Source organism: Frankia sp. Allo2 (genome assembly GCF_000733325.1).
Lineage (GTDB): Bacteria > Actinomycetota > Actinomycetes > Frankiales > Frankiaceae > Frankia > Frankia casuarinae.
Map to the genome: position 1 here is coordinate 99,270 of NZ_JPHT01000005.1, position 21,618 is coordinate 120,887.

Annotated in this window: 16 protein-coding genes, 1 tRNA gene and 4 pseudogenes; 13 read left to right on the top strand and 8 right to left on the bottom strand. The window is 66.7% G+C overall.

Features of this window, described 5'->3' with window-relative positions:
• Positions 1–9: 9 nt before the first annotated feature.
• Positions 10–609, bottom strand: a complete 600-nt coding sequence (locus ALLO2_RS05960; protein ID WP_011436057.1) for an ANTAR domain-containing response regulator — start codon at positions 607–609, stop codon at positions 10–12.
• Between the two features lie 246 nt (positions 610–855).
• Here ALLO2_RS05960 and ALLO2_RS05965 point away from each other — a divergent pair.
• Positions 856–931, top strand: a tRNA-Leu gene (locus tag ALLO2_RS05965).
• Between the two features lie 453 nt (positions 932–1,384).
• Here ALLO2_RS05965 and ALLO2_RS05970 read toward each other — a convergent pair.
• Positions 1,385–2,167 carry a DUF899 domain-containing protein gene (locus ALLO2_RS05970; RefSeq protein ID WP_035730309.1) on the bottom strand — a complete coding sequence of 261 codons (783 nt, stop codon included), beginning with the start codon at positions 2,165–2,167 and terminating at the stop codon, positions 1,385–1,387.
• 1,231 nt (positions 2,168–3,398) lie between these two features.
• Between ALLO2_RS05970 and ALLO2_RS05980 the strand changes: the two genes are divergently transcribed.
• The gene (locus tag ALLO2_RS05980; RefSeq protein ID WP_011436054.1) at positions 3,399–3,947 is read left to right on the top strand and encodes a flavodoxin family protein; all 549 of its coding nucleotides are present in this window, start codon (positions 3,399–3,401) and stop codon (positions 3,945–3,947) included.
• A gap of 193 nt (positions 3,948–4,140) precedes the next feature.
• Here ALLO2_RS05980 and ALLO2_RS05985 read toward each other — a convergent pair.
• A pseudogene (locus ALLO2_RS05985) lies at positions 4,141–4,632 on the bottom strand (SAM-dependent methyltransferase); the annotation flags it as partial.
• 66 nt (positions 4,633–4,698) lie between these two features.
• On the opposite strand from ALLO2_RS05985, the gene ALLO2_RS05990 reads away from it, so the two are divergent.
• Complete coding sequence (locus ALLO2_RS05990; protein WP_023841703.1) at positions 4,699–6,126, top strand: recombinase family protein; 1,428 nt, start codon at positions 4,699–4,701, stop codon at positions 6,124–6,126.
• Between the two features lie 2,702 nt (positions 6,127–8,828).
• On the opposite strand, the gene ALLO2_RS05995 is transcribed toward ALLO2_RS05990, so the two are convergent.
• Both ALLO2_RS05995 and ALLO2_RS24030 read right to left on the bottom strand, forming a co-directional pair.
• Positions 8,829–9,287, bottom strand: a complete 459-nt coding sequence (locus tag ALLO2_RS05995) for a helix-turn-helix domain-containing protein (RefSeq protein WP_232234909.1) — start codon at positions 9,285–9,287, stop codon at positions 8,829–8,831.
• An 88-nt stretch (positions 9,288–9,375) separates the two neighbouring features.
• Positions 9,376–9,990: an ATP-binding protein gene (locus ALLO2_RS24030; RefSeq protein ID WP_023840887.1), complete on the bottom strand. Its 615-nt coding sequence runs from the start codon at positions 9,988–9,990 to the stop codon at positions 9,376–9,378.
• A gap of 282 nt (positions 9,991–10,272) precedes the next feature.
• Here ALLO2_RS24030 and ALLO2_RS06000 point away from each other — a divergent pair, with 282 nt between their 5' ends.
• The 5 genes from ALLO2_RS06000 to ALLO2_RS24040 all read left to right on the top strand — a co-directional run bounded on the left by ALLO2_RS06000 (position 10,273) and on the right by ALLO2_RS24040 (position 13,933).
• Positions 10,273–11,142, top strand: coding sequence for a helix-turn-helix transcriptional regulator (locus ALLO2_RS06000; RefSeq protein WP_035730317.1), 870 nt, complete (start codon positions 10,273–10,275; stop codon positions 11,140–11,142).
• A complete protein-coding gene (locus tag ALLO2_RS06005; protein ID WP_023840889.1) occupies positions 11,139–11,348 on the top strand; it encodes a DUF397 domain-containing protein in 210 nt (69 codons plus the stop codon). Before ALLO2_RS06000 ends, ALLO2_RS06005 begins: the two co-directional genes overlap by 4 nt.
• 342 nt (positions 11,349–11,690) lie before the next feature.
• Positions 11,691–11,840, top strand: a complete 150-nt coding sequence (locus tag ALLO2_RS26215; RefSeq protein ID WP_023840890.1) for a hypothetical protein — start codon at positions 11,691–11,693, stop codon at positions 11,838–11,840.
• 69 nt (positions 11,841–11,909) lie between these two features.
• Positions 11,910–13,121, top strand: coding sequence for a JmjC domain-containing protein (locus tag ALLO2_RS24035; RefSeq protein ID WP_084588366.1), 1,212 nt, complete (start codon positions 11,910–11,912; stop codon positions 13,119–13,121).
• A 20-nt stretch (positions 13,122–13,141) separates the two neighbouring features.
• Complete coding sequence (locus ALLO2_RS24040; RefSeq protein WP_023840892.1) at positions 13,142–13,933, top strand: aldo/keto reductase; 792 nt, start codon at positions 13,142–13,144, stop codon at positions 13,931–13,933.
• 946 nt (positions 13,934–14,879) lie between these two features.
• On the opposite strand, the gene ALLO2_RS06020 is transcribed toward ALLO2_RS24040, so the two are convergent.
• Together ALLO2_RS06020 and ALLO2_RS06025 are read right to left on the bottom strand one after the other, a co-directional pair.
• Entirely contained in the window at positions 14,880–15,749 is an 870-nt protein-coding gene (locus tag ALLO2_RS06020) for an SAM-dependent methyltransferase (protein WP_232234911.1), read from the bottom strand.
• A 346-nt stretch (positions 15,750–16,095) separates the two neighbouring features.
• Positions 16,096–16,449 (bottom strand): annotated as a pseudogene (locus ALLO2_RS06025) (SAM-dependent methyltransferase); the annotation flags it as partial.
• A 697-nt stretch (positions 16,450–17,146) separates the two neighbouring features.
• Between ALLO2_RS06025 and ALLO2_RS25420 the strand changes: the two are divergent.
• A complete protein-coding gene (locus ALLO2_RS25420) occupies positions 17,147–17,287 on the top strand; it encodes a hypothetical protein (RefSeq protein WP_023840896.1) in 141 nt (46 codons plus the stop codon).
• 60 nt (positions 17,288–17,347) lie between these two features.
• Positions 17,348–19,114 (top strand): GGDEF domain-containing protein, encoded by a 1,767-nt coding sequence (locus ALLO2_RS06030; RefSeq protein ID WP_035730323.1) that lies wholly within the window; start codon positions 17,348–17,350, stop codon positions 19,112–19,114.
• A 357-nt stretch (positions 19,115–19,471) separates the two neighbouring features.
• Here ALLO2_RS06030 and ALLO2_RS24045 read toward each other — a convergent pair.
• Positions 19,472–19,802 (bottom strand): annotated as a pseudogene (locus tag ALLO2_RS24045) (SAM-dependent methyltransferase); the annotation flags it as partial.
• A gap of 232 nt (positions 19,803–20,034) precedes the next feature.
• Here ALLO2_RS24045 and ALLO2_RS25425 point away from each other — a divergent pair.
• From ALLO2_RS25425 to ALLO2_RS06045, 3 genes and pseudogenes are all read left to right on the top strand, one after another.
• Positions 20,035–20,250: pseudogene (locus tag ALLO2_RS25425) on the top strand (C40 family peptidase); the annotation flags it as partial.
• Between the two features lie 82 nt (positions 20,251–20,332).
• A complete protein-coding gene (locus tag ALLO2_RS06040) occupies positions 20,333–20,833 on the top strand; it encodes a hypothetical protein (RefSeq protein ID WP_051874919.1) in 501 nt (166 codons plus the stop codon).
• A gap of 91 nt (positions 20,834–20,924) precedes the next feature.
• On the top strand, positions 20,925–21,608 hold the full coding sequence (locus ALLO2_RS06045; protein ID WP_023840899.1) for a DUF305 domain-containing protein: 684 nt from the start codon (positions 20,925–20,927) through the stop codon (positions 21,606–21,608).
• Positions 21,609–21,618: the final 10 nt, after the last annotated feature.

A 21,618-nucleotide genomic window follows, 5' to 3' on the forward strand; every position in this document is an offset into this window, starting at 1 on the left:
ACACGGAGGTCACGAGCCCGGCAACGCCTCACCCGACAGCACGGCCTCGGCGACCGCCCGCATCGTCCGGCGCTGGTTCATCGAGGTGCGCTGGATCCAGCGGAAGGCATCCGGCTCGGTCATGCCGTGCTCGGTCTGCAGCACGCCCTTGGCCCGCTCGATGATCTTCCTGGCCTCCAGGCGCCCCTGCAGGTCCTCCACCTCGGCCTCAAGGCTCACGATCTCGGTGAAGCGGCTCATCGCCATCTCGATCGTGGGCAGCAGGTCCTTCTTCTGGAACGGCTTGACCACGTAGGCCATGGCGCCGGCCTCACGGGCACGTTCCACCAGCTCCCGCTGGCTGAAGGCGGTGAGGATGACGACGGGAGCGATACGGTCCTTGGCGATCTTCGCACCGGCCTCGATGCCGTCCATCCTCGGCATCTTCACATCGAGGATGCACAGGTCGGGGCGGAGCTTGCCGGCGAGGTTGACGGCCATCTCGCCGTCGCCCGCCTCCCCGACCACCTCATAGCCCTCCTCCTGGAGCATCTCCCTGAGGTCGAGCCGGATCAGCGCTTCGTCCTCGGCGATCAGAACCCGGCGCGGGTTCGAGGAGGGGTGGCTCATCGAGTCGGACTCCTGGTCTCGGAGGTGCGTCCCTAGTGTGGCAGGACGGACGATCGGGGGGCCGTCCCNCCCCGGACACGGAGGGCGGGAGGTCGAAACGCACCCTACCCGGATAGAGTCTTCAAGGAGCGGTTCCGGCCAGGTTCGACGGCGATCTCCTCGCCCTCGTCCCGCCCGGTTCCTCCGCCCGTTCCACTTGCGCCAACTCGCCCCTGTTCCGTCTGATCCAACACGCNCCNCCCGCCGGCCCCGGTACTCCAACGGCAGAGAGACGGTGCTCAAACCACCGACAGTGTGGGTTCGAATCCCACCCGGGGTACCAGATAGATCGTTTTCGAACCTTGGTCACGGTCAAGCCTTGGCCACGACCAAGATCCCCAACAGGGTCCAGATCGTGGCCGAGGCTTGTGTCCGCGGCCAGACCGGGCTTGTCACTGTCCCAGCCCGGCTCATGCCCGGCGCGGCCACCNCCCCCGGCCNCCGCCCGCCGAAACGCCTCTCCTGTCAGCGTGGCGTAGGGCTCGCGGAGGCGTACGCCGGTTACGACCGCCTCGTCCTCTTCGACCTCTGCCAAGAGCTTCGTGAAGAAAGCCTGGTTACTCATGCGCTGCACCTGCGGTCCGGACAGCTGGTACAGCTCGCCGCACCCGCCGACGAGTGTCAAGCTCCGTCCGCAGCCCCGCGCGGATTTTCTCCTGTTCATCCTCGTTAAGACGCACGCCAGCATAGANACGCTCAACGGGCGCTTCCTGCCGACACCGTCGACGAAGGCGCGTCAGTGGTGGTGGCCGTGCCGACCGAGGGTCTCCACGGGGGTCGCGCCGGGGCGGGTCCACTGCGGCACGGGGCGGCTGGTCGGGCCCCAGGTGGCGTTCCCGTCCGCGTCCGAGCGCCAGAACCAGCACGAGCTGCGCCCCTCGGGCCAGGCCTCGGGGTTGTCCTCCCATGCCTCGCCGCGGCCGTAGGGCGTCATGTCGAGCAGGCCGAGGGACCCGTTGACCGGCTCGTTGCCACGGCCCGTCGTGGAGTAGGTGAGGAACACGCGGTCGCCGTCGCGCAGGAAGCAGGTGATGTAACCCATGCTGCCGCCGACCGGCCCGTCCACGTCGCGCACCGAGTACCAGGGCTGGGTGTAGCCCATGAACTCAACGTAGGAGGCCACCTCGTCCCAACGGCCCGTGGTCAGGATGGCGAACGAGACGCCGCGGGCGTTGAGGTAGACGGCGTCCTTCAGGTGCCAGGCCGTAGTGGTGCAGCCCTCGCACTGCCCCTGGTGCGGCGCGCCGTCATACCACATGTGCTTGTAGACCACTAGCTCGTCGCGGCCCTGGAACAAGTCCAGGAACGGGACCGGGCCGTCGGGCCCGACGACCTCGACCGTCCCGTCGAGCTCCACCATCGGCAGCCGGCGGCGGGCCGCGGCGAGGGCGTCGCCCTCGCGGGTGTGGGCCTTCTCGCGGACCAGAAGCTCGTCANGGGCGGTCTGCCAGGCAGTCAGGTCAACGACGGGCGGGCGGCCAGGCAGCGCTGTGGCCGGGCCGTCCGGTGTGGTCGTCATGGTCTCCTCCGTGGTGTCTCGTGCCGGGCGGCGTCCTACGACGTCCTACGACGGTCGCCAGAACAGACTCGCGACCCGGCCGGAACGCATCGCGGCAGGGGGCGGCGCGGAACGTGCTTTGGCAACTGGCAAACTGAGGATCGAGCAACGGCGCCGTGAGGAGGCAGGGTGACCGCGAATACCGGCGGGGGNCCACTTTNCCATCTGCCCGTCGCAGGCGCGGACGTCGAGATCTGGGGGATCAACGACTTCCTCGCTGCCGACGAGCGGCGCCCGACCAGTTTCATCACCAATTTCGGTAACTGGCAGGTGCCCGACCCGGTCGCTGCTGCCCTCGCGTCGAGGGTCGCGCACCTGGAATGGTTCCACGACACGGGGGAACTAGTCGCGATCGGTGACGTTCCCCATCGAGGGGCGGCGACCGTCGAGATCCCGCGCGTCGAAGGAGCGGTCGGGGAGCTGGCTGACATGGTCGCCGGTCCGTTCGGCAGCGGCGGCATATCGTTCCGGACCGCCGACGGCGCGGTTCGCGAGTTCCCCGAGATGGTTGTCTCCGAAGGCACCCGCGTCGCGGTGCTGGCGGTCATCAAACAGGGCCCGCGGGTGCACGGGGTGCTGTGGGACTGGCACCGCTGGCACCGTCGCCCCGAAGGATGGGCCTGGCTGGAAGAGCGCCTGCTCAGCACCCGCCGCACGACAGGCGGCAACGACTGATCAGGGACCGGGACAGTTAACCGGTCGCTGCGGCGTGCCTTCTGCTCCTCTCACTCCTCGGGCACGGGCGGACGGCCGTGACGGCGTGGTGGGTGCGCGCGGAACAGGACGATCTGCGTAGCCGTAGGCGGAATCGCTCCAGCCGGGCACACGTTTGATCAGGCGCTCACTGTATGGGCATCGACGCGGACCGTGAAGGATGTCCGCGATCCTGCTCAGTCCCACCGCCGCGCTATGACCGGTTGGGCGAGGCCACCGGGCATCAGTGCTCTGCTTGGCCGGGACCTTCGCACCGGTGGATGCTGCCCCCGCTGGGGACCACTGAGGAGCACAAGGCGTGGAGGCCCGGGCCGGATCTTGGCCGGTCACGGCGAAGAGGAGACGAAGGGAACTATGCGGATGCTGCCTCCCGCGACGCGGCGGCAACGTCGGCTCCCGAGGCAGCGGCAACGTCGGATCCCGAGGCGGCGGCGTTTGCGGGTCATCGCCGTAAGTGAATCCGAGGAGGCATTTCGCCATGCGGGTTGTTGTTGTGTACGAGTCGATGTTCGGGAACACGAGGCAGATTGGCCAGGCGATTGCGGATGGCATCGGCCCGCTCCATGAGGTAGTCGTCATCCCGGTGCGTGACGCAAATCCTGAGGTGATCAGCGGTGCCGACGTCGTCGTCGTGGGCGGTCCCACGCATGTGCACGGCATGAGCCGTCCGGCCAGCCGTACGTCGGCCGGCGAGATCGCTCGGAAGCCACCGAGCGGTGTGGCGCTCGAGCCCGGCGCAGAAGGCCCCGGACTGCGGGAATGGTTCGCCCGCTGCGGCGTGATCGAGGGGTATGCGGCAGCGTTCGATACGCGCGCACACGGGCCCTCGATCTTGACTGGCCGGGCGTCAAAGCGCATTCACCGGCTGCTGCGCCGGCACGGAGCGCGACAGGTTTGCCCGCCGGAGAGCTTCTTCGTGACGAAGGACAACGCACTCGCACCAGGGGAGATCGACCGCGCGCGCCGGTGGGGCGAACACCTGTCGCACGTGGCCACAGAGCCGGCGAGGACCGAGTTTCCGGTCTGACCGGAGCCATGGATCAACGGCGAGCGGTAGTGGTCGAGCGGTTCGCGGTCACCGGCGTACAGCCCTCGGCCCGCCCGGGCGTTGCGCGTAAGCATTCAGGCATCTTGTAGATCTTGTTATGGGTAGGCACGTCTGGATGTCTGGATGTTGCGCGGCCTGACGGGTTCAGACCTGCCCTGGCCCGGATGGTGTGCTACGGCTTGCGGGCAACGCCGCCGTAGATGCTGACCCGCGCGTCGGTCAGCTCCTCGACGGCGCTGCCGTCGGCCCGCCAGCGGTGAACGACCTGAACCCCGGGGTCGACCAGCTCCAACCCGTCGAAGAAACGTTCGACTTCGGATCGGCTGCGGGGCTGCACCGACATCCCCTTCTGCCGGTAGGCTTCCGCCGCCCGTTCCGCGTCCGGATCATAATCTCCGGTGCCGTGGGTGAGGACAAGATAGCTCCCCGACGGCAACGCGTCGAGGAGCCGACGCACGATCCCGTAGGGATCATCCGCGTCGGGGATGAAATGGAAGATCGCGACGACGGACAGGGCGATCGGCCGAGTGAGGTCAAGAGTGCTGTGCAGCTGCGGGGCAGCGCGGATCCCGTCAGGGTCGCGCAGGTCGGCGTCGAGGTAGGCGGTGCGCCCCTGCGGGGTGCTGGTCAGCAACGCGCGGGCGTGGGTGAGCACGATCGGGTCGTAGGTTGTCGGGTAGTGTGCACGGTGCAGGGGGTCGTGACCAGCGCCGACAGTGGAGGTTGGACAGTGGGCGAGCTTGGGGCCGGATTCGTCAGGGTGTCCACGGGTAGCCAGGACGAGAGCTCACAGATCAAGATCATCACTGAGGAGTCCGCGCAGCGTGGGATCACGATCGTGAAGTGGGTCAAGCTTCACGGTTACAGCGCGAGCCACGGCGCGCAGGAACCGGCGTTGCGCGAGGTGATTGCCGACATCGCGCGTCGGGACTACACGATTCTTATGGTGACCGAATCCTCACGGCTTGACCGTCGCGATGATCTGGACGCGCAAGCGGAGATCCTGCTCGGTATCCGGTCTGCGGGTGGTGACATCATCTCGATTGCTGAACCTCAGTTCGGTAGGACGGATTTCGCCGGCCGCATCGTGACTCTTGTCGCCCAGCACGCGAATGCCGAGAAGTCCAAGACGGTTAAGCAGACGACCTATCGCGGTATCTCGATGATTATGGGGAATGGTGCGCATCACGGCCCGCTGCCGACGTTCTGGGCAGCTAACGGGGAGCGTTACGCGAAGCAGGCGTATTGCGTCGACCCGAAGTCGGTCAGGGACATTTACGAGCGTGTCGCCAACCGTGAATCCCTGCAATCGATCGGCCGCGTCTACGACCTGTATCCGGCGTCGGTCAAGAACCTTGTGCGATTTACCGCGAATCACACCGGGGTTGAAGAGTGCCGGTACACGTATGGGGGCGTTACCGAGACGTGGGCGCATGAGGTTACGCCCGTGGTCGACTCGGCGCTGTGGTGGCGTGCGAACAACGTGCTTGCCGCTAATCTGACGGACGGCAGGGGAAACAAGGGGGGCCGACCCGTGGCGCGGCCCGTCAACTGGATGAGTGGGGTTCTGGACTGCCCGTCATGCGGCGGGAGGGTTCATGTTAACGCTGGTCTCACTCCGGCCGGCAACCCGCGCACTCCGAAGCTCCGTTGTGGTGGTCACGCCAAGCAGCGTAAGGCGTGCGGACTTTTCACGGGCTGCGATGCTCTGCCGATCATCGAGGTCATCGAGTCCATGTTCTCCCATGACACGACACCGATCCTTGCTTTTCAGCGTGTCGCGGGAAACGCTCACGAGCTCGACGAGATGCGGGCGGAACTCGCCAGGATCCAAAGCCGTCTGTCCGTCACGGAAGACGATGACAAGCTTGATGAGTTGGTCGCAACGCGTAAGGCGCTGCGGGTGGCCATCGAACAATTCGAGGTTATCCCCGATGTGTACGACTACGCGGAGACCGGGCGGACGGTGGCCGACACGTGGGCGGCCGGTGACACCGATGAGAAGCGGGGCATGGTCCGCGCCGTGAAGGACTCGTGGGGCATCGAACTGTCCGATCATGACGGAACGTGGGGCATCAAGATCGGCACGGAGTTCGCGGACGCGAGCGGCGCGAATGGCATTGTGGACCTTGGTAACGGGTTTTGCTTCCGCGGGTAACGCGGCGCGCGGAACGGGGGTCCAGCCGTTCCGCGCGCCGCCGGGTGGCTTACCGGCGGGTGGGAATGACGAGCACGATCCTTCCTGCTTCCAGGTGTTTGAGCACGTCAGGAAGCCTGAAATCCTGCGCCGAGACAGTGACGACGGTCTCACCGGGCGGGAGAGGGTCACGGTCGCTGTGGGGGTGCGGGGTCGGGCCGGGCGGGGGTGGCGACGGGGCGGGGTCGTCGCGGGCGGCCGGTGCGGGTGGTGCGGGGGCGGGGGTGGTGCGAGGTGGCCACGGGGATGGGGCGGGGTCGTCGGGTGCGGCCGGAACGGACGTGTCGGGTCCTCCTGTCCCTGCACGGGTTCCCGGTAGCGGTAGCGGCGGGCCGGGGGCGTCGACGGCCGGTTTCGGCGGGTTGCGGGGGGCGCGGGGCGGGAGCCGCTACCGCTACCCGGCCGGAACAGCGCAGGCCAGCGGGGGTGCGCGGGCCCGGGGCGGGGTAGCCGTGCCGCTACCTGGTAGCGGCGCTGCCGCTACCGTTCCGCCCCAGGGCGGGGGCTGTGCTGGCCGCCGTGCGCGCGCTCGTGGACAGCGCACCGGCGGACGACGGTGGACGCGTCCGACCCGCACCCGGGGGACAGGGGCGCGGGGCACGCGGACGCACCGGCTGTGCCCGGTCAGACCGACCGGGCTGTTCCTCACGCTGTCCCGCAAGGGGGGTGACGACGGGGCGGACTCGTCGCCAGCGTCCAGGAGAACAGGCAATAGACGCCTCCTCGCGGGGGGTCGTACGCCGGAATACCACTGCCACGTGCGGTACTCCGGCGTCTTTTCTCGTATCGTCGGGGTGGGTATCACCACCATTCCCGATGCGGCAGCGCGGGGCAGCTATCAGGCTGGGTCATTCCGGGGATTTCCCGGGCAGCAGACCCGGACTCAACCCGGATCGGGACTTGACGCGCCGCAGACCCGGACCCGACCGGCAGCAGACCCGGACTCAACCCGGATCGCGTCCACGGCCGTCACGGAACCCCGGCACGGGCGGACAGCACCCCCCGGGGGGCGTCACACCGCGACGTCAGCGGCGCCCGGCCCGCCTCAGACGCCCTGTGGCGCGGCCCGTGCCGTTTGCCCAGCACTCCCGAACAGCGACCGTGCTACGGGCCTGTCTGGCCGCCGTGGGCCGCACCGCTGGCCCGCGCTGCGGTCCCGGACCGCGCCGCACAGGCGCGCCGACGAACCACACGAGAAACCGAGGACCAGCGGGCGGGCAGACGACGCACAGGGCACGGCACTCCTCGCGACGCGCGGAACCACAGAACACATCACATCTGTCATACCCGCAGAATCATCGCGCCATGCCTGACCGGACCACGCGAACGGCCGCCCCCCACACCCCGGACTATGACAGAATGCTGAATCAGGAGTTCAGTCCTGGAGTGCTTGGGTGGGTGCGAAACAGCCCCTGACCTGCGCCAGCACCGGACGTCACACCTACCCGTCTTTACGGGTGGCCCGTTGGGGGGTCCGGTGGGTAGGCGGGTGGGGGGCCCGATGGGCGGACTCACATTTCCGGCAAACACCGCAAAAGAACACGCCAGCGATCAGCAAAGGTGACGGAGATCACAGAATCGGGGGGTGTGAAAACCTCACTCGGACATCTCCACCACGGTGGTTCGGCACGTTTCTCGGCAACCGCGACCGGACACGCCCAGAACCTCAACCCACGTCGTCGGGGGGACACCACCGGGCCACGCCCGGCCACGGCCCCAGCCTAACCAGCACACCTCGCGCCGCCCTGCCAGCGAACCGCCCGCCGACCCCGCCCCGACACGCCAGACACAGCCGCACGCCCATTCCCAGAAACCGGGCTACCGCTGGGCAGTTCGGGCGCTCTACGGCCATCCTGGACGCCGCCGCCGGCCGCATGTCCGCGCCAACCACCCCAGGGCCTCCCAACTGGCCAGCCAGCCACGGCCCCACCCCGCCCGAGCACCATGCCCAGCGCCCCGCTGGCACCGCCCAGCACTCCGCTGGCACCCCCGCCCCGGTCGCGCCGTCGCCGCTACGGGTAGCGGCGACGCCCACCCGACCCGCCGTACCCGACACCCCTGCCACGCTGCACAAACAGCCGTCCGACGCGGGTAGCAGCCCACCGCCACCCGCCCCCGAAACTCGCCCCTCGCACGCACAGCCGACCCCACACCGCCACAACCGCGACCATTCCCACCACAGCCACCACGCACGGCCAGGCCCCGGACCCGCCGGTCATCACGTGACGACCGACCTCGCATCGCCAGCGATCCCCGATGACGCTAGCCATCACGGAACGTGACCTTTCTTGTGCAATGCATGCCCAGCGGGCACCAGCATGGCCCTACGCGCGCAGGCGCGCGCCCACGCGCGTAGGGCCATGCGTGCACACCCTCGTGCACACCGCTGTGCACAGCCCTTGCACACCGCTGTGCACACCCCTGCACAGCGCAGCGGTCACCGCCCGTGGCGAGACGGGCGAGACGTGCTCGTCCGGTCGGCCACTCGCGGCAGCCGCGCCGGACGCCCCGCACCAACGACCTGCGGGGGTACAAGTCGGGCTGTCCTCGGGTCGTGCCAGCGGGCGTGCGGCCTGCGCCAGCGAGCCCCGGCCGGGTAGCGGCTCAAATGGGAGACCGCAACGCGGACCGGTCGGGCTACCGGACGGGCAGGGGGTATGCCCTCACAGCAGGACTCCCGACGATGCCCGTGTGTCCGGCCGTGGCCTGGGCACCCGGGGCCGCGCCGCCGCTGGTTGTCGACGTCGGTCGCACAGGCAGGCGGACGGCTGGCCGATGCACATCATCGCGTTGATCACCAGCCGGTCGGCGGACCGGATGCGGGCGTGATCGTGACCGTCGAGCAAGCTGTGCACGTCGGTTCCGTACGCGGTCGCGAGCAGCGCGAGGGTCTGCGGGGTGAGCCGTCGCCGTGCGGTCGGTTCCGGCCATTGCTCCAGTTCCGACAGGCGGGGCGCGGTCATGGGAGCTCTGCCGTCCGGGTCGAGATCGAGACGGGCCGCGTCGCCGTTGATATGGTCGGCGGCCCGTTCCAGTGTCCACCCGTAGGCGTGCCGGAATGCCGCGCGGGGACGATACCGATAGCGGCGGATGAACTCGTCCGCGATATCCGCGTGGGTCATACCTTCGTCCAGCATGCGGAGCCGTAACCCGTTTCGTTCCGCACGTGCGCTCGGCCGTCGCATGTCCCCCCCTTTCCGTCCTGGCGTGTTATGCGATGCGCGCTGTGCTCTCGGGTGAACGTCGGCCGGTCGGGGGTCGATGCCACGGGTCCAGCGCGCGTATCGCGTCCGCGACCCGCTGCAAGGTCTCCGGGTCCGTGCGATAGACGACCGGCGCTGTAGGCTCCGGCCCTATCTGCGGTTGCCGGGTCGGCATCGGCGCGGTGGCGCGTGTCGTCTGCGACGCGGCCCGCATTACGCCGGGAATCTCGGCCCATACCACTTTTCCGCCCGTTTTGACCCGATACCACGACCATCGTCGCGACAGCGCGTCGACCATCAACAGGCCACGCCCGCCCTCGCTGAAAGGGTCGGGGCTTGTGATCCGCGGTGTGATATCGCTACCGTCCCACACTTCCACAAGTACATTCCTGCCCGTGGCAGTAAGTCGAATGGCCACCACGTCTTCCGGGCGGCTCGCCTTCACAGCATTCGACGCCAACTCGCACACGACGCATTCCGCACCACTGACGGCCGCTGGATCGAGGAACCACGCTGCGAGCGTGCGAACCGTGCTCGCACGCACGGCCGGAATAGCGGCGGCTGTCGGGGGGAAGTACGCCACGGCCACCCGGACCACCGGCGACGGGTCAGCCGTTGTCATGCTGAAACCCTGAGTTGCGACCGGTGCCCGGCTGAGGGCGCGGTGCCTGCCACACCACGAAGCGGCGTTCGTCCATGGCCCCTCTTCCCTTGGTCGCGGGCGGGAGTCCCTCGCTGTGCCTCCCNTCCCGCGCGACGCCCGCTGTCACGGTCGACAGCGCGGTAGTGGCAGGATGCACCCACTGAGCCAACATACGCAAGTACGTACGTGCCCTGCGTTCGATCTGGGTAGGCAGCGCCGAGCGATGGGCTGGCAGACTGCTACCAGAAAGAGGGGAGAAGCATGGCGAGCACGCCAGGCCCTACGGTGCGCCGGCGACGGCTGGGCGCGGAGCTGCGCCGCCTACGGGACGCGAAGGAGCTGACCGTCGACCAGGCCGGGGAGCACATCCACCGCAGCGGGCCGACGATCAGCCGGATGGAGACCGGTCAGTTCCGGTTCATCACGCGCAACGTCGCGGATCTGCTTGACCTCTATGGCGTCACCGACGCCGACCAGCGACAGGCGTTGCTGGCGCTGGCGAAGGAGAGTCGCAAGCCCGCTTGGTGGCACTCCTACGGCGATCTTGTCCCGCGCTGGTTTCAGGTCTACATCGGCCTGGAAGCCGAAGCTTCCACGATCACGACCTTCGAGAGCCTGCTTGTGCCCGGCCTGCTCCAGACCGAGGACTATGCACGGGCCGTCATCCGCGCGGCATCGCCGGAACTACCTGCGCACGAAGTCGACCGAGCCGTGGAACTACGGATGAACCGGCAGAAGATCCTCACCAGTGATCAGCCCGTCCAGCTCTGGGCGATCCTTGACGAGGCAGTGATTCGCCGCCACGTCGGAAGCCCCGCGATCATGGCCAGGNAGCTTGACCGGCTCATCGAGGCATCCGACCAACCCGGCGTGACGATCCAGATCGTGCCCTTCACCGCAGGCGCCCATGCCGGCATGATCTCAAGCTTCACCATCCTGGGCTTCCCGGACACCGGAGGAGCACCCGAAATGGTCTACATCGAGGCGCCCACGGGAAGCCTCTACCTGGAGAAGCAGGCGGAGGTTCGGCGCTACGAGACATGGATGAACCAACTCCGAAGCTCCGCCCTCGCCCCGACCAACGGCTCCCTATCAACTATCAAAGCCGCACGTGAGGACATGGAGCGATGACCGAATCCGGTAACGACGCACTGAATTGGCGCAAGAGTAGCTATTCCGGAGGCACCGGCGGCAACTGCGTCGAGGTAGCCACCCTACCCGACGGCGGCCGGGCCGTCCGCGACTCGAAGCAACAAGGCGGGCCGGTCCTGCGCTTCACTCCCGCCGAGTGGGCGGCGTTTGTCGCGGGCATCAACGATGGTGAGTTCGACTCCTGACGCTGAGCCCCGTTGCCACCGGGACCGTGCGGGCGTCGCAAGTGCGGGTATTTCCCGCCCAGCGACGCCCGCTTGCGCTGACCCCTCCTGAGCACTCCCNCCCGGGTCGAGGTGTGGGCGCCTACTGCTTCCTTTGGCGGCCCCGTTGGCCGGTCTACCTGCGCATACAGATGTCAACGCCTTTCGTCTGCCTCGGCTCGCCGTCCGGTCCCGGGCTGCTTGCTTCAGTTACACAGCTGCATCTCTTTCGTCAAAGCGGTTGCGATGCCCTTTAGGGGGCTCCTACCATGTGACGTCCGGGCGGAAGCCCAAGTGGCGCCTGATTGAGAGCGAGGAAGCTAGATGAACCCTGACGATGACCTGGTTGTAGCCGTTGAAAACCTGGCGCACGTGCAGGACCGTTACGACGCCGAGCACTCCGACGGCGGAAGCACCGGTCGTAGCGACGGAGGATCGGGAGACGGGCTGAACTTTCCCGAGGAAAACAGCTAGGGATAGCTAGGAACGCGGCACCATGGCCACCCTCGATACCTTTGAGCAGCGAGGAGCGAGTCGCTAGCGATGGAGNATCGTCTGGTCCAGGGAATTGAGGGTGCGTTCAATTGGCAGGACGTCTCACCTCTTGGACGGAAGTTCGCGCGGGGTCATCTGGCAGACACGTCATTGTGTCAACGGCTGATGACCCCTTCGCGACTATTGGACATCGTCATGCGACGAAGTCTGGAACCACCTCAGCTTCGCCTTTTCAAGNACGGAGGAGAACTCCATCCCAGCGACTACCTTCGTTCTCAGGCTAACAGGCGACGGCAGAATATTCGCGTGGCGGATCCTCGGGCGATGGAAAGCCTGTTTGATACGGGCGTGACTCTTGTGCTCGATGCTCTGGACACATTTGATCCCACGCTGGAGGTTGCCACTCGCGCACTTCAATGGTGGTCGCATGAACTGGTGCAGGTCAACGCGTATCTGACGACCCGATCGACTTCGGGTTTTCCGAGCCATTGGGATGACCACGACGTCATCGTTGTCCAACTTGTGGGCGAAAAGACCTGGGACGTCCGTAGCTACTCGCGGCCGGTTCCTATGTACCGCGATGCCGAACCGAATTCTGCCGCAAGCGAGAAATCGGTATGGCAGGGCGTCCTAAAGGCAGGGGATGTGATGCATATCCCGCGTGGCTACTGGCACCAGGCGACTCGCACCGACCACAGCGATCCGTTGAGCCTTCACCTCACCTTCGGGTTCGTCAAACGTACGGGAGTAGACTGGCTAGCCTGGGTTGCCGACCGCGCACGCGACCTGGAGATCTTCCGGCGAGATCTGAGTCGTTTCGGTTCCAGTGATGAGCGAGAAGAGGAACAGGCGCGTCTCGAAGCCGCTGCGGTTGATCTGTTCCGTTCTTATCCGCCGGCAGCTTTCCTTGCCGCGCGTGAGCGGTCGCAGCCTTCCGCGCGGCACGCTCCGCTGCTCCCTTCATCGCAGGAGCCGGACGTCGTCGTCTGCGTTTCCGAGTTCGCGCCTCACGTCGAACGGGAAGGTTCTAACCTTGTGGTCTACGCGGGTGGCAGGAAGATTACCGTTCGGGAGAAGGCGGCGCCGGCACTCGCCCTCCTGCTGGCAGGATGTCCCGTGGATCTGGATAAGGCGAGTGCTGAGACAGGGATCAATATCCGACCTCTCGCGCGGATTCTCGTTCGGGAGGGAATATGCATCGCGCTGACCGAAGAATTGTCCTCGGGCTATACAGGACTCGTCACCAGCGGGACATCCTAGAAGCAGCCCTGGAGCAGGGTGTGCGGGACATCGACACGGCCTTCAACTACGCCGATTTCTCGTCGCACGCGCGGCTGTCCGCCATGATCCCCGATCTCCTCCCCGAGTTCCACCTCTCGACGAAGGTTGGATTTTTCCCTTCCTCGACCGGGCATTCTGAGCATTCCTTGGAGCCTGCACGGATTAGGCGCGCGATGGAAAAAAGCGTGGACGCTTTGGGGCGGGTTCCCGACGTCGTCTTTCTACACAACCCGGAAAGGAGCGTGAGAGAGGCTGGAGCCGGCCGCGGCCAGGATCTCTTCCTGGAAGCTGCCCGGACACTCAACGACGCTGTGCAATCTGGCCTGTGCGCGGAATGGGGCATCTCGACATGGGATGCTCGACCGCTGGTCGACGCGCTTGGAGGCTACCTGCCGGACCACGCGCCCCGCCCCGCCCATCTGATGCACCGAAGTGGCGTGCTTGCGAGTCCGGCTGTCTGGGAGGCTGCTGATTCCTTCGCTGGGCTGCTTCGCGTAGACGTGAGGAACCGGTGGGGGATGAGCCCTTTTGGTGGCGACACCCGGCAGTCTTTCTGGGAAAGTCTAAACCTCGCATCGCTTCTGAGTGCCCGCCCGCCATTTGTCCTTGCCGTACCGCAGGTGGCTTTCCGTCTCGCCTACGAATTGCCGCCGGCCGCCCGAGTCGCGGTTAGCCTCAACCGCCTAAGTCACCTGAGGCAACTCGTGGAGGCAGCCCGACTTGACGTTGATCAGGAGAATATCGAACGGTATAGGGTTCTCCTGCGTAATCGTCGACCACTCGATGCCTAGTAATGGAACCGGGCGGTGGATCATCNCATGGGGCCCGAGAGTTCTATCGTCAACCGGTCAGCCTCGCGAGCCAATGGCTTCTCCATGTCCGGGTGGTCACCAAAGTCGCGCACCATTTTCAGCAACTCCACGCACATGAAAAGCTGTGCGATCTTCCCGGACCGGGATGAAAGATCCTCGGAGAATTCGTGGCTCACTTTCTCAGCCACGGGCGGCGCGAGGAGCGAGAACACCCACAAAGTTGCCGCGTCCAGACCGCGCGGCCCAAGTCCCCATCCCTCCCAATCGAGGAGCACCAACGTGGGCGCCGTCAGATTTGCCCAATGCACATCGGCGTGCGCGGTCGTCCACTCATCCACGGAAGAGTCGATCGCGTCTCCTGCGAATTCACGTATACGGCGGTTGATGAGATNCTGACGTACACCGACACGGGTCGTCCTGTGTCTTGCCAAGGCAGCCAACGATTCACGTAGGTCTGACCACCATGCATCAGAGAGTCCAGGTGAATCGTTCCGAATCTCGGGCGTGGAGCTGACAATCGAGAACGAGACGAGCGTCGTCTCATCTGCACGCCAGACGACTCCCCGATCATCATCCGACCACCGAATGGAGCGGAGAAGCTTCGGTTTCGACACCCCCGACAGGACGGAGGAGCATTCCTCTCCGGTCCACGTCCGCTCGTTTATCGAACCGGCCGCTCGGGAAAGAATCTTCACCCACGTACCCCGGCTTGTTTCAAAGCCGACGGATTTCCCACCCCATCCGAACGCCGGAATATCGTCGTTGAACTCTACATCCAGTGCCTTCCTGCATTTTTCGAGTACGTCCGGTATGGACTGTTCCCTCAGATCCAGCATCGCCGCCCTCTCCAACTAGCCTGACATTCCACCGGTACACCGGCCAGCGAGCCAGCCTGGGTAGGCGGCTGGTCCGCGCGGTGGGCTGGTCAGGGCAGACGGCCTACACCGCCCGCAATCCATACCAGTTCGTGGCCCTTGGGGAGGTCGCCGGTGGGTCGCCACGCCGGGACCAGGGTCAGGCCGGGCTCAAGCATGTCCAGCCCGTCGAAGAAGGCCATGATCTGACTGTTGCTGCGGACCGTCAGCGACGATGACGAGCGACCGTAGGTCGACACGACGTCGGACACTCCCCGTGCCTGGGTGTCGGTCGTGGCGTGCGAAAGAACCAGGTAACTGCCGGGTGCAAGAGCGTCGACCAGCGTGCGCACGATGCCATACGGATCGTCGTCATCCGCGATGAAGTGCAGGATCGAGACCAGGCACAGCGCGACCGGCTGAGTGAGGTCCAGGCAGTCCCGAACCTCGGATGAGGCCAGAATGCCGACAGGATCCCGAACATCGGCGTCAAGGTAGGCGATACGGCCCTGCGGCGTGCCAGCCAGCAGAGCGCGGGCGTGAACGAGCACGATCGGATCGTTGTCGGTATAGACGACCCGCGCGTCAGGGGCGGTTCCTTGGGCCACCTCGTGCAGATTGGGGCTCGTCGGGATACCTGTCCCGATGTCGAGGAACTGACGGATCCCGCCTTCTGAGGTGAGGTGACCGACGGCACGATGCATGAAGCCACGGTTTTCCCGGGCCATCAGCGGCGCTTCCGGCGCTGCCGCGATCACCTTCTCTGCGGCCTCCCGATCCACGGGGAAGTTGTCCTTGCCTCCGAGGTAGTAGTCGTAGAGGCGGGCTGAGTGCGGAATATCGGTCTTCAGATCAACCGGGGNACTGCCAGACTCGGTGATCTTATTGCTGGCTGCGGCCGATGAGAAGGACCAACCCGGGACGCGATCGCTGTCAGTCACTGACTGTTGACCCCCTTCTGCCCGTGGCACCCCACCACGGGTACGCGCGTGAGCCCTGTGCATGTCGTGTCACAGGGTGCAGAACGACATATCCGGCCCGAACTACGCCGTATCGTAACGGCCCCTGCACCGCTGAGACCCGATGGCCTTCCTCGACACGGACGAGATCCGGGGCCTCGGCACCGTGTCCAGTACGGCGCCCCACACGGCGGGCAGCGCCACCAGCCGCCCCACCCTGGCCATGGCCCTGGCTAGCGAAGGCCGTGCGGCGTGCTGGATAGCGGCGCGGCGTCGCGCGCCGACGTGCACCCGTGACTCAGGCGTGTGCACAACCCGACTTGCAACGGTCATTGTCGACGTAAACCACCCGGGTGTCGGGGGCGAGGCCCTGGGCGATCTCGTGCAGGTTCGGGCTGGTGGGGATGCCGGTACCGATATCCAGGAACTGGCGGATCCCGACCTCCCCGGCCAGAAACCGGGTCGCCCGCGTCATGAACGCCCGGTTCTCCCGGGCCGTGACGCGGGCGTTGGGGAACGCGGCGATGACCTGCTCGGCGGCCTCCCGGTCGGCCGGGAAGTTGTCCTTCCCACCCAGGTAGTAGTCATACATCCGGGCCGTATGAGGAAGATCCATCCGCAGGTTCACCGGCTCCCGGTCCCCCGTCGTCGCTACCCACGCCGGGTCCCGTGTTTCCGTCACCGCTCCTCCATCCCCTTGCCACTCGGACATCCGCTCGCCACTCGGATGCCACTCGGATGCCACTGACGAGCACCCTAACGGCACGGGCAGGCACCATCCACAGCAACCCTGGAGAAGGCCCGACCCTGGAGAAGGCGGCCGCTGGAAACGGGCCCGGCCCGGCAGATCCCGTCGCCTTTCCCACCCACNCCCGGCTACGGAAATGGGAACGTCCCCACCGCCGCAACGCCGGCTCCACGCACCCGAACCGCCCAGTCCAGGCGCGATATCAAAACTTTAGGTTCATGTCCATTCACGGGTGAACCCGTGGTTTTCCCGTCCGGCGATCGCCGGGTGGGTAGCCAGGGGCGGCCAGCCAGCGGCGGCCGGCCGCCATCCCGGTCCTGCACGCAGGCGAGCCGCACCAACACCGTCAGCAACGGGAGCACCGTCGGCGGACGTGGACGTTCGTGCCCTTGAGGTGGTGCCCGCCGGTCTTTCGACGGTGGCGGGAGCTCGGATTCGACCACCGCCCATGCTTCTCGCCACGCTCCGCATAAAAAAAGAAGATCTAAACCAGGATCTCCGGGAAGAGTGGCTTCGCTCAGGACACTGACCACCCGATTTCCAGCTATTGACTACCCGGAGGGGTGGTGCACCACCCCCCACCGACTGCAAGGCTGTGACTCACTTCATACAACAAGGCAGCGGAAAGCCGATGGGAACCCTTGTCAACGTCGACAACGCTGACACGCTCACCGACCTGTATGCGACGGACGGTGAACCTGTCACGCAGGTCAAGACGGTGACAGCACTGCACGATCAGGCGCGGTGTTTCGTCGACCGCCAACCGTCATGATCGTCGCTGGCTGTGCACGCAATACGGCGATCCGGGTTGACACCCCGCCAAGGAGAAATAATGACCCCCGTATACCCGATCACCCACGATAGGTGGTACACGCTGGCGAGGACGCCCGCCGTCGAGTTCTTCCAGACGAGGACTCGGGAACTTGCCCCGCAGCGGCCAGCCGAATCCGGCAAGACCTGGGGAAAACTGGTCGTAAATCCGGAGACCCCCCGAATCGCGTCGATTTTCCTCGACGCCGCTGCCCAACTGGCCACTGCGGCCGCCTGCTTCCGGACCGCCCGGCAGGTTCGCGGGACGGAGCGCCGCCGGCGGTTCGCCCGCCTCGCCGCTGGCGGCGTGCTGGTCGCCAACCTCGCGACGGCGGCGACGTTCCTCGCCGGCGGCTTCCTGACTGGCCGCATGTCCCCGAGCTATGCCATCTTCCTCGTTCTCTACGGGGTGGCCCTGGCCGGGCTGCTGTCCCTACCCACCGCACCGGTGGAAGGCCAGGGCGAGAACACCAGGACCGCGCGACACAGCGGATACCGCTGGCATACGATCACCCTGCTGGACTGTGTGCTGATCGTCGGCTCGATCATCCTGCTGGCGTGGGGGACGACTCTCGCCGCGCTCGTCCCGGCCGGCCCGCCCGACCCCATCCAGCTCTTGGCCGCCCTGCTCCACCCGGTCGCCAGCCTGATCCTCGCCACGGCGGTGCTGCTGATCACCTGCTTCCGCCGGCCGCGTTCCCCGGCGGCGTCGGTACTGCTCAGCACGGGCCTGCTGATCGACGGACTCACCAGCAACATCTCCGTCTACAGCACCGCGCCGGACAGCCACCACCTTCCCCCCTGGGCCATGATCGGATTCACCCTCGCCTTTATGATGATCTTCCTTGCCGCTCTGCTACCGGCGCGCACGCACCCGGACAACCCCACACCCGACAGCCTCACGACCGACAGCCTCACGACCGACAGCCTCACCCCGGGCGGCCCCCGGGCGGTGTGGGCGCACGCCGTGCTGCCTTACGCCGTGCTCGGTGCGGCCGGCCTGCTGATCCTGGGCAAACTGTCGACCGGTGCGCAGCTCGACCGGTTCGAGGCGTACGGCATGGTCGGACTGCTGCTGGTGGCGCTGGTCCGGCAGATGGTCACCCTGGCGGAGAGTAACCGACTGTTGGCCGAGGTACGCCAGCGCGCACGGCAGCTTCACCATCAGGCGTTCCACGACCCGTTGACCGGCCTGGCGAACCGGGCGCTGTTCACTCGGCGGCTGCAACGAGCCCTCACCCACGACCCCGACAACCCCGACAACCCCGACGCCTGCCACGCCGGCGACTCCGGGACGGTGTCCGTCCTGTTTTTGGATCTCGACGGGTTCAAGCTGGTGAACGACACGCTCGGCCATGCCGCCGGGGACGAACTCCTCAAAATCAGCGCGGAGCGACTGCGGGCGGACACCCGCGCGGTGGACACCGTCGCCCGGCTCGGCGGGGACGAGTTCGCCATCATTCTCGGCAGCGGCGGCGTCGACGCCCGGAAGGNGGGNGAGCGGCTCGCGATGGCAGTCCAGGAGCCGTGCCTGCTGGCCGGGCAGATCTACACCCCGCGGGCCAGCTTCGGCCTAGTCACGCTCGACGGCTCCACCACCCGGCCGGCCAGTCCCGACAGCCTGCTGCACCAGGCCGACCTGGCCATGTACGCGGCCAAGCGGGAACNCGCGGGCAGGCTGGTCGTCTACCGGCCGGAGCTGTCCGCCCTCCCCGAGCACCGCCACCCGGACCCACCCAGCCAGGACGACCCGGTGGGCGCCTACGGCCGAGTAGTAGGCCTGATGTGATCCATCTGCCTGCCCCGTTCCGCGCGCGTATCACCGGCCTGGGGAGGAGCGCCCCGTTCAGGTCGGTCGCCGTCTGATCGAGGTATCCAGTGACCGACCGCACCGTTCNCCCCGGTGCTCGACTGGCCGGACCGCCAGTCGAGCCGGAACCCAATTTGGATCTTGAGTGGATCCTCGGCGACCTGCTCCGGTTCTTCACGGGTGGACCGGTGCGCCCACGCTGGTAGTGATCCGCCCCAGCGGCGAAGCGCCGAAGTTCGCCAGGGTTTCCTCGTTGTGTCTCCCCAGAGGTGATCTGGGGAGACACAGCTTCTCTGGAGGTGGGTACCGCCAGCATCGGGGCCGATCGGAGGGACGTTACGGTTTGCGGCCTACGGCGCCGTAGTTGTTGACCTGGGCGTCGGTGACGTCTTTCGGCGTGGTGTCGTCCGGCCGCCAGCGATGCACGACCTGCACGCCCGGCTCGACGAGTTCCAGGCCAGCCAGGAAACGTTCCACCTCGGCGCGGCTGCGTGGCTGCGTGGGATGCCGCGTTGCCGATAGGTCTCGGTCGCCGCCAGCAGGGTCGGGTCGAAGTCGACAGTGGCATGGGTGAGGGCGAGGTAGCTGCCGGACAGCAGGGCGTCGACGAGCCGTCCCCGATGCCGTACGGGTCGTCGGCATCGGGGACGAAGGGAAGGACCGCGATCCTGAATCATCGCGTCTCCTCTCAAGCCTGCTGGATCCGAAGGTCCCTGCCGCGCAACACCATGATCATAGCTCCTTGCTGGCTCGACGACGCCGGGGAGGAGACCACGGCGAGCCGTGCTGTCGCAGTTTCTCTGGGGCTGGATCGGGTCGACATCGTCAACAAGGGTCCGGCGGTGCGGTGGTCGGTGTACGGCGTCCGAGCCGTGCGGCATGTGCAACTCGGGTGCGGACCAGGGGCCGGCCAGCAGCAGTTCCAGGCCACGGTGCGCATCCCCAGGTCCGGGAAGAAGCCCGGCGACCTCATCTTCTTCGGGACTCCCGGCAACATCACCCACCTGGGCATCTACGCAGGCAACGGCTATATGTGGGCCGCGCCACAAACTCGACGAAATGTCAACCTACAGCCCATCTACAGCAGCAGCTACTACGTCGGCAGGGTCCGGTAAGCCGCTCTTTCGACCGTGCGAGAGACGAGCCGGCCCGGGCGCGGGTTTTACCGAGCGCCTGCGCGTGGAGCATCATGCAACGGTGAGGGTCCGGCGCCGAGGAAGAGAAAAGAGCACCCCGGGCAGGCTGCATCTGCTCCCGCTTCTCNTGCCCGTGCTCCTCGGCATTCTGCTCATGCACGGCGGCCTGTCCGCGCANGCCGGCCATACCGACTCCGGCACGCACGGGCTCCCCGCGGCCCGGAGCGAATCAATGACGATGCCCGACGCGACGATGCCCGACGGTGGGATGAATCCGCGCTCCGCGCCCGTCCACCTGGCCGGTCTCGACCCGCGGACCAGGGTCACGATGCCGGCCACAGACGCAGGCCACGACGGGCATGCCGGTCAGCTGTGCCTGGCGTTCCTTCGCCTGGCCGGCGTCCTGTTCATCGCCTTGCTGCTCACCCGCGCCGTCCGCTCGACCTTCACCGCCCGGAGCCGGCTACGTGTGGCGTCATCCCGGCCTGGACGATCGCCCCCCGGCGGACCGCCACCGTCCCACGCACCCTCACTCGTCTGCCTCTGCGTGCTCCGCCTGTAGACCGGTCGGCTTTCGCCTGCGCGTCCCCACGGACTTCCGCACGGCGAACCCGCACAAGGATCTACCGACACCTGGCAGACGAGGAACCAGCATGAGACGACTCATCCTGCTCATCCCGGCGCTTCTGGCCGCAGCCGTTCTTACCGCGTGCGGCAGCGGGGGAAGCAGCACCGGTGCCACCAGTGCCACCAGTGCCACCGGCAGCACCGACTACAACGCCGCCGACGTCATCTTCGCCCAGAACATGATCCCCCATCACCGGCAGGCCATCGAGATGGCCGACCTGGCCGGCACCCACGCCCAGAACCCGGAGGTGAAGACCCTCGCGCCGCAGATCCGCGCCGCGCAGACTCCGGAGATCACCACGATGGTCGGCTGGCTCACGGCCTGGAAGCAGCCCACCGCTCCCCCCGCCGGCGGCGGCGGATCGGGCCCCGGCATGGGCGGCCCCGGCATGGGCGGCCACGGCATGAACGGCCACGGCATGAACGGCCACGGCATGAACGGCCACGGATCAGAAACCATGATGCCGGGCGACACCATGGAAGGAATGATGTCCAGCGCGGACATGACCGCGCTGGGGAACGCGACCGGACCCGCCTTCGACAAGATGTTCCTCACCATGATGATCGCACATCACCAGGGAGCCGTCACCATGGCGAAGACGGAAATCCGCGACGGACGCTATACCCCGGCGCAGCAGCTCGCCGAGAATATTCAGAACACCCAGAACGCCGAGATCACGAGTATGCGGAACCTCCTCGCTAAAATCTGAAAGATCTGAC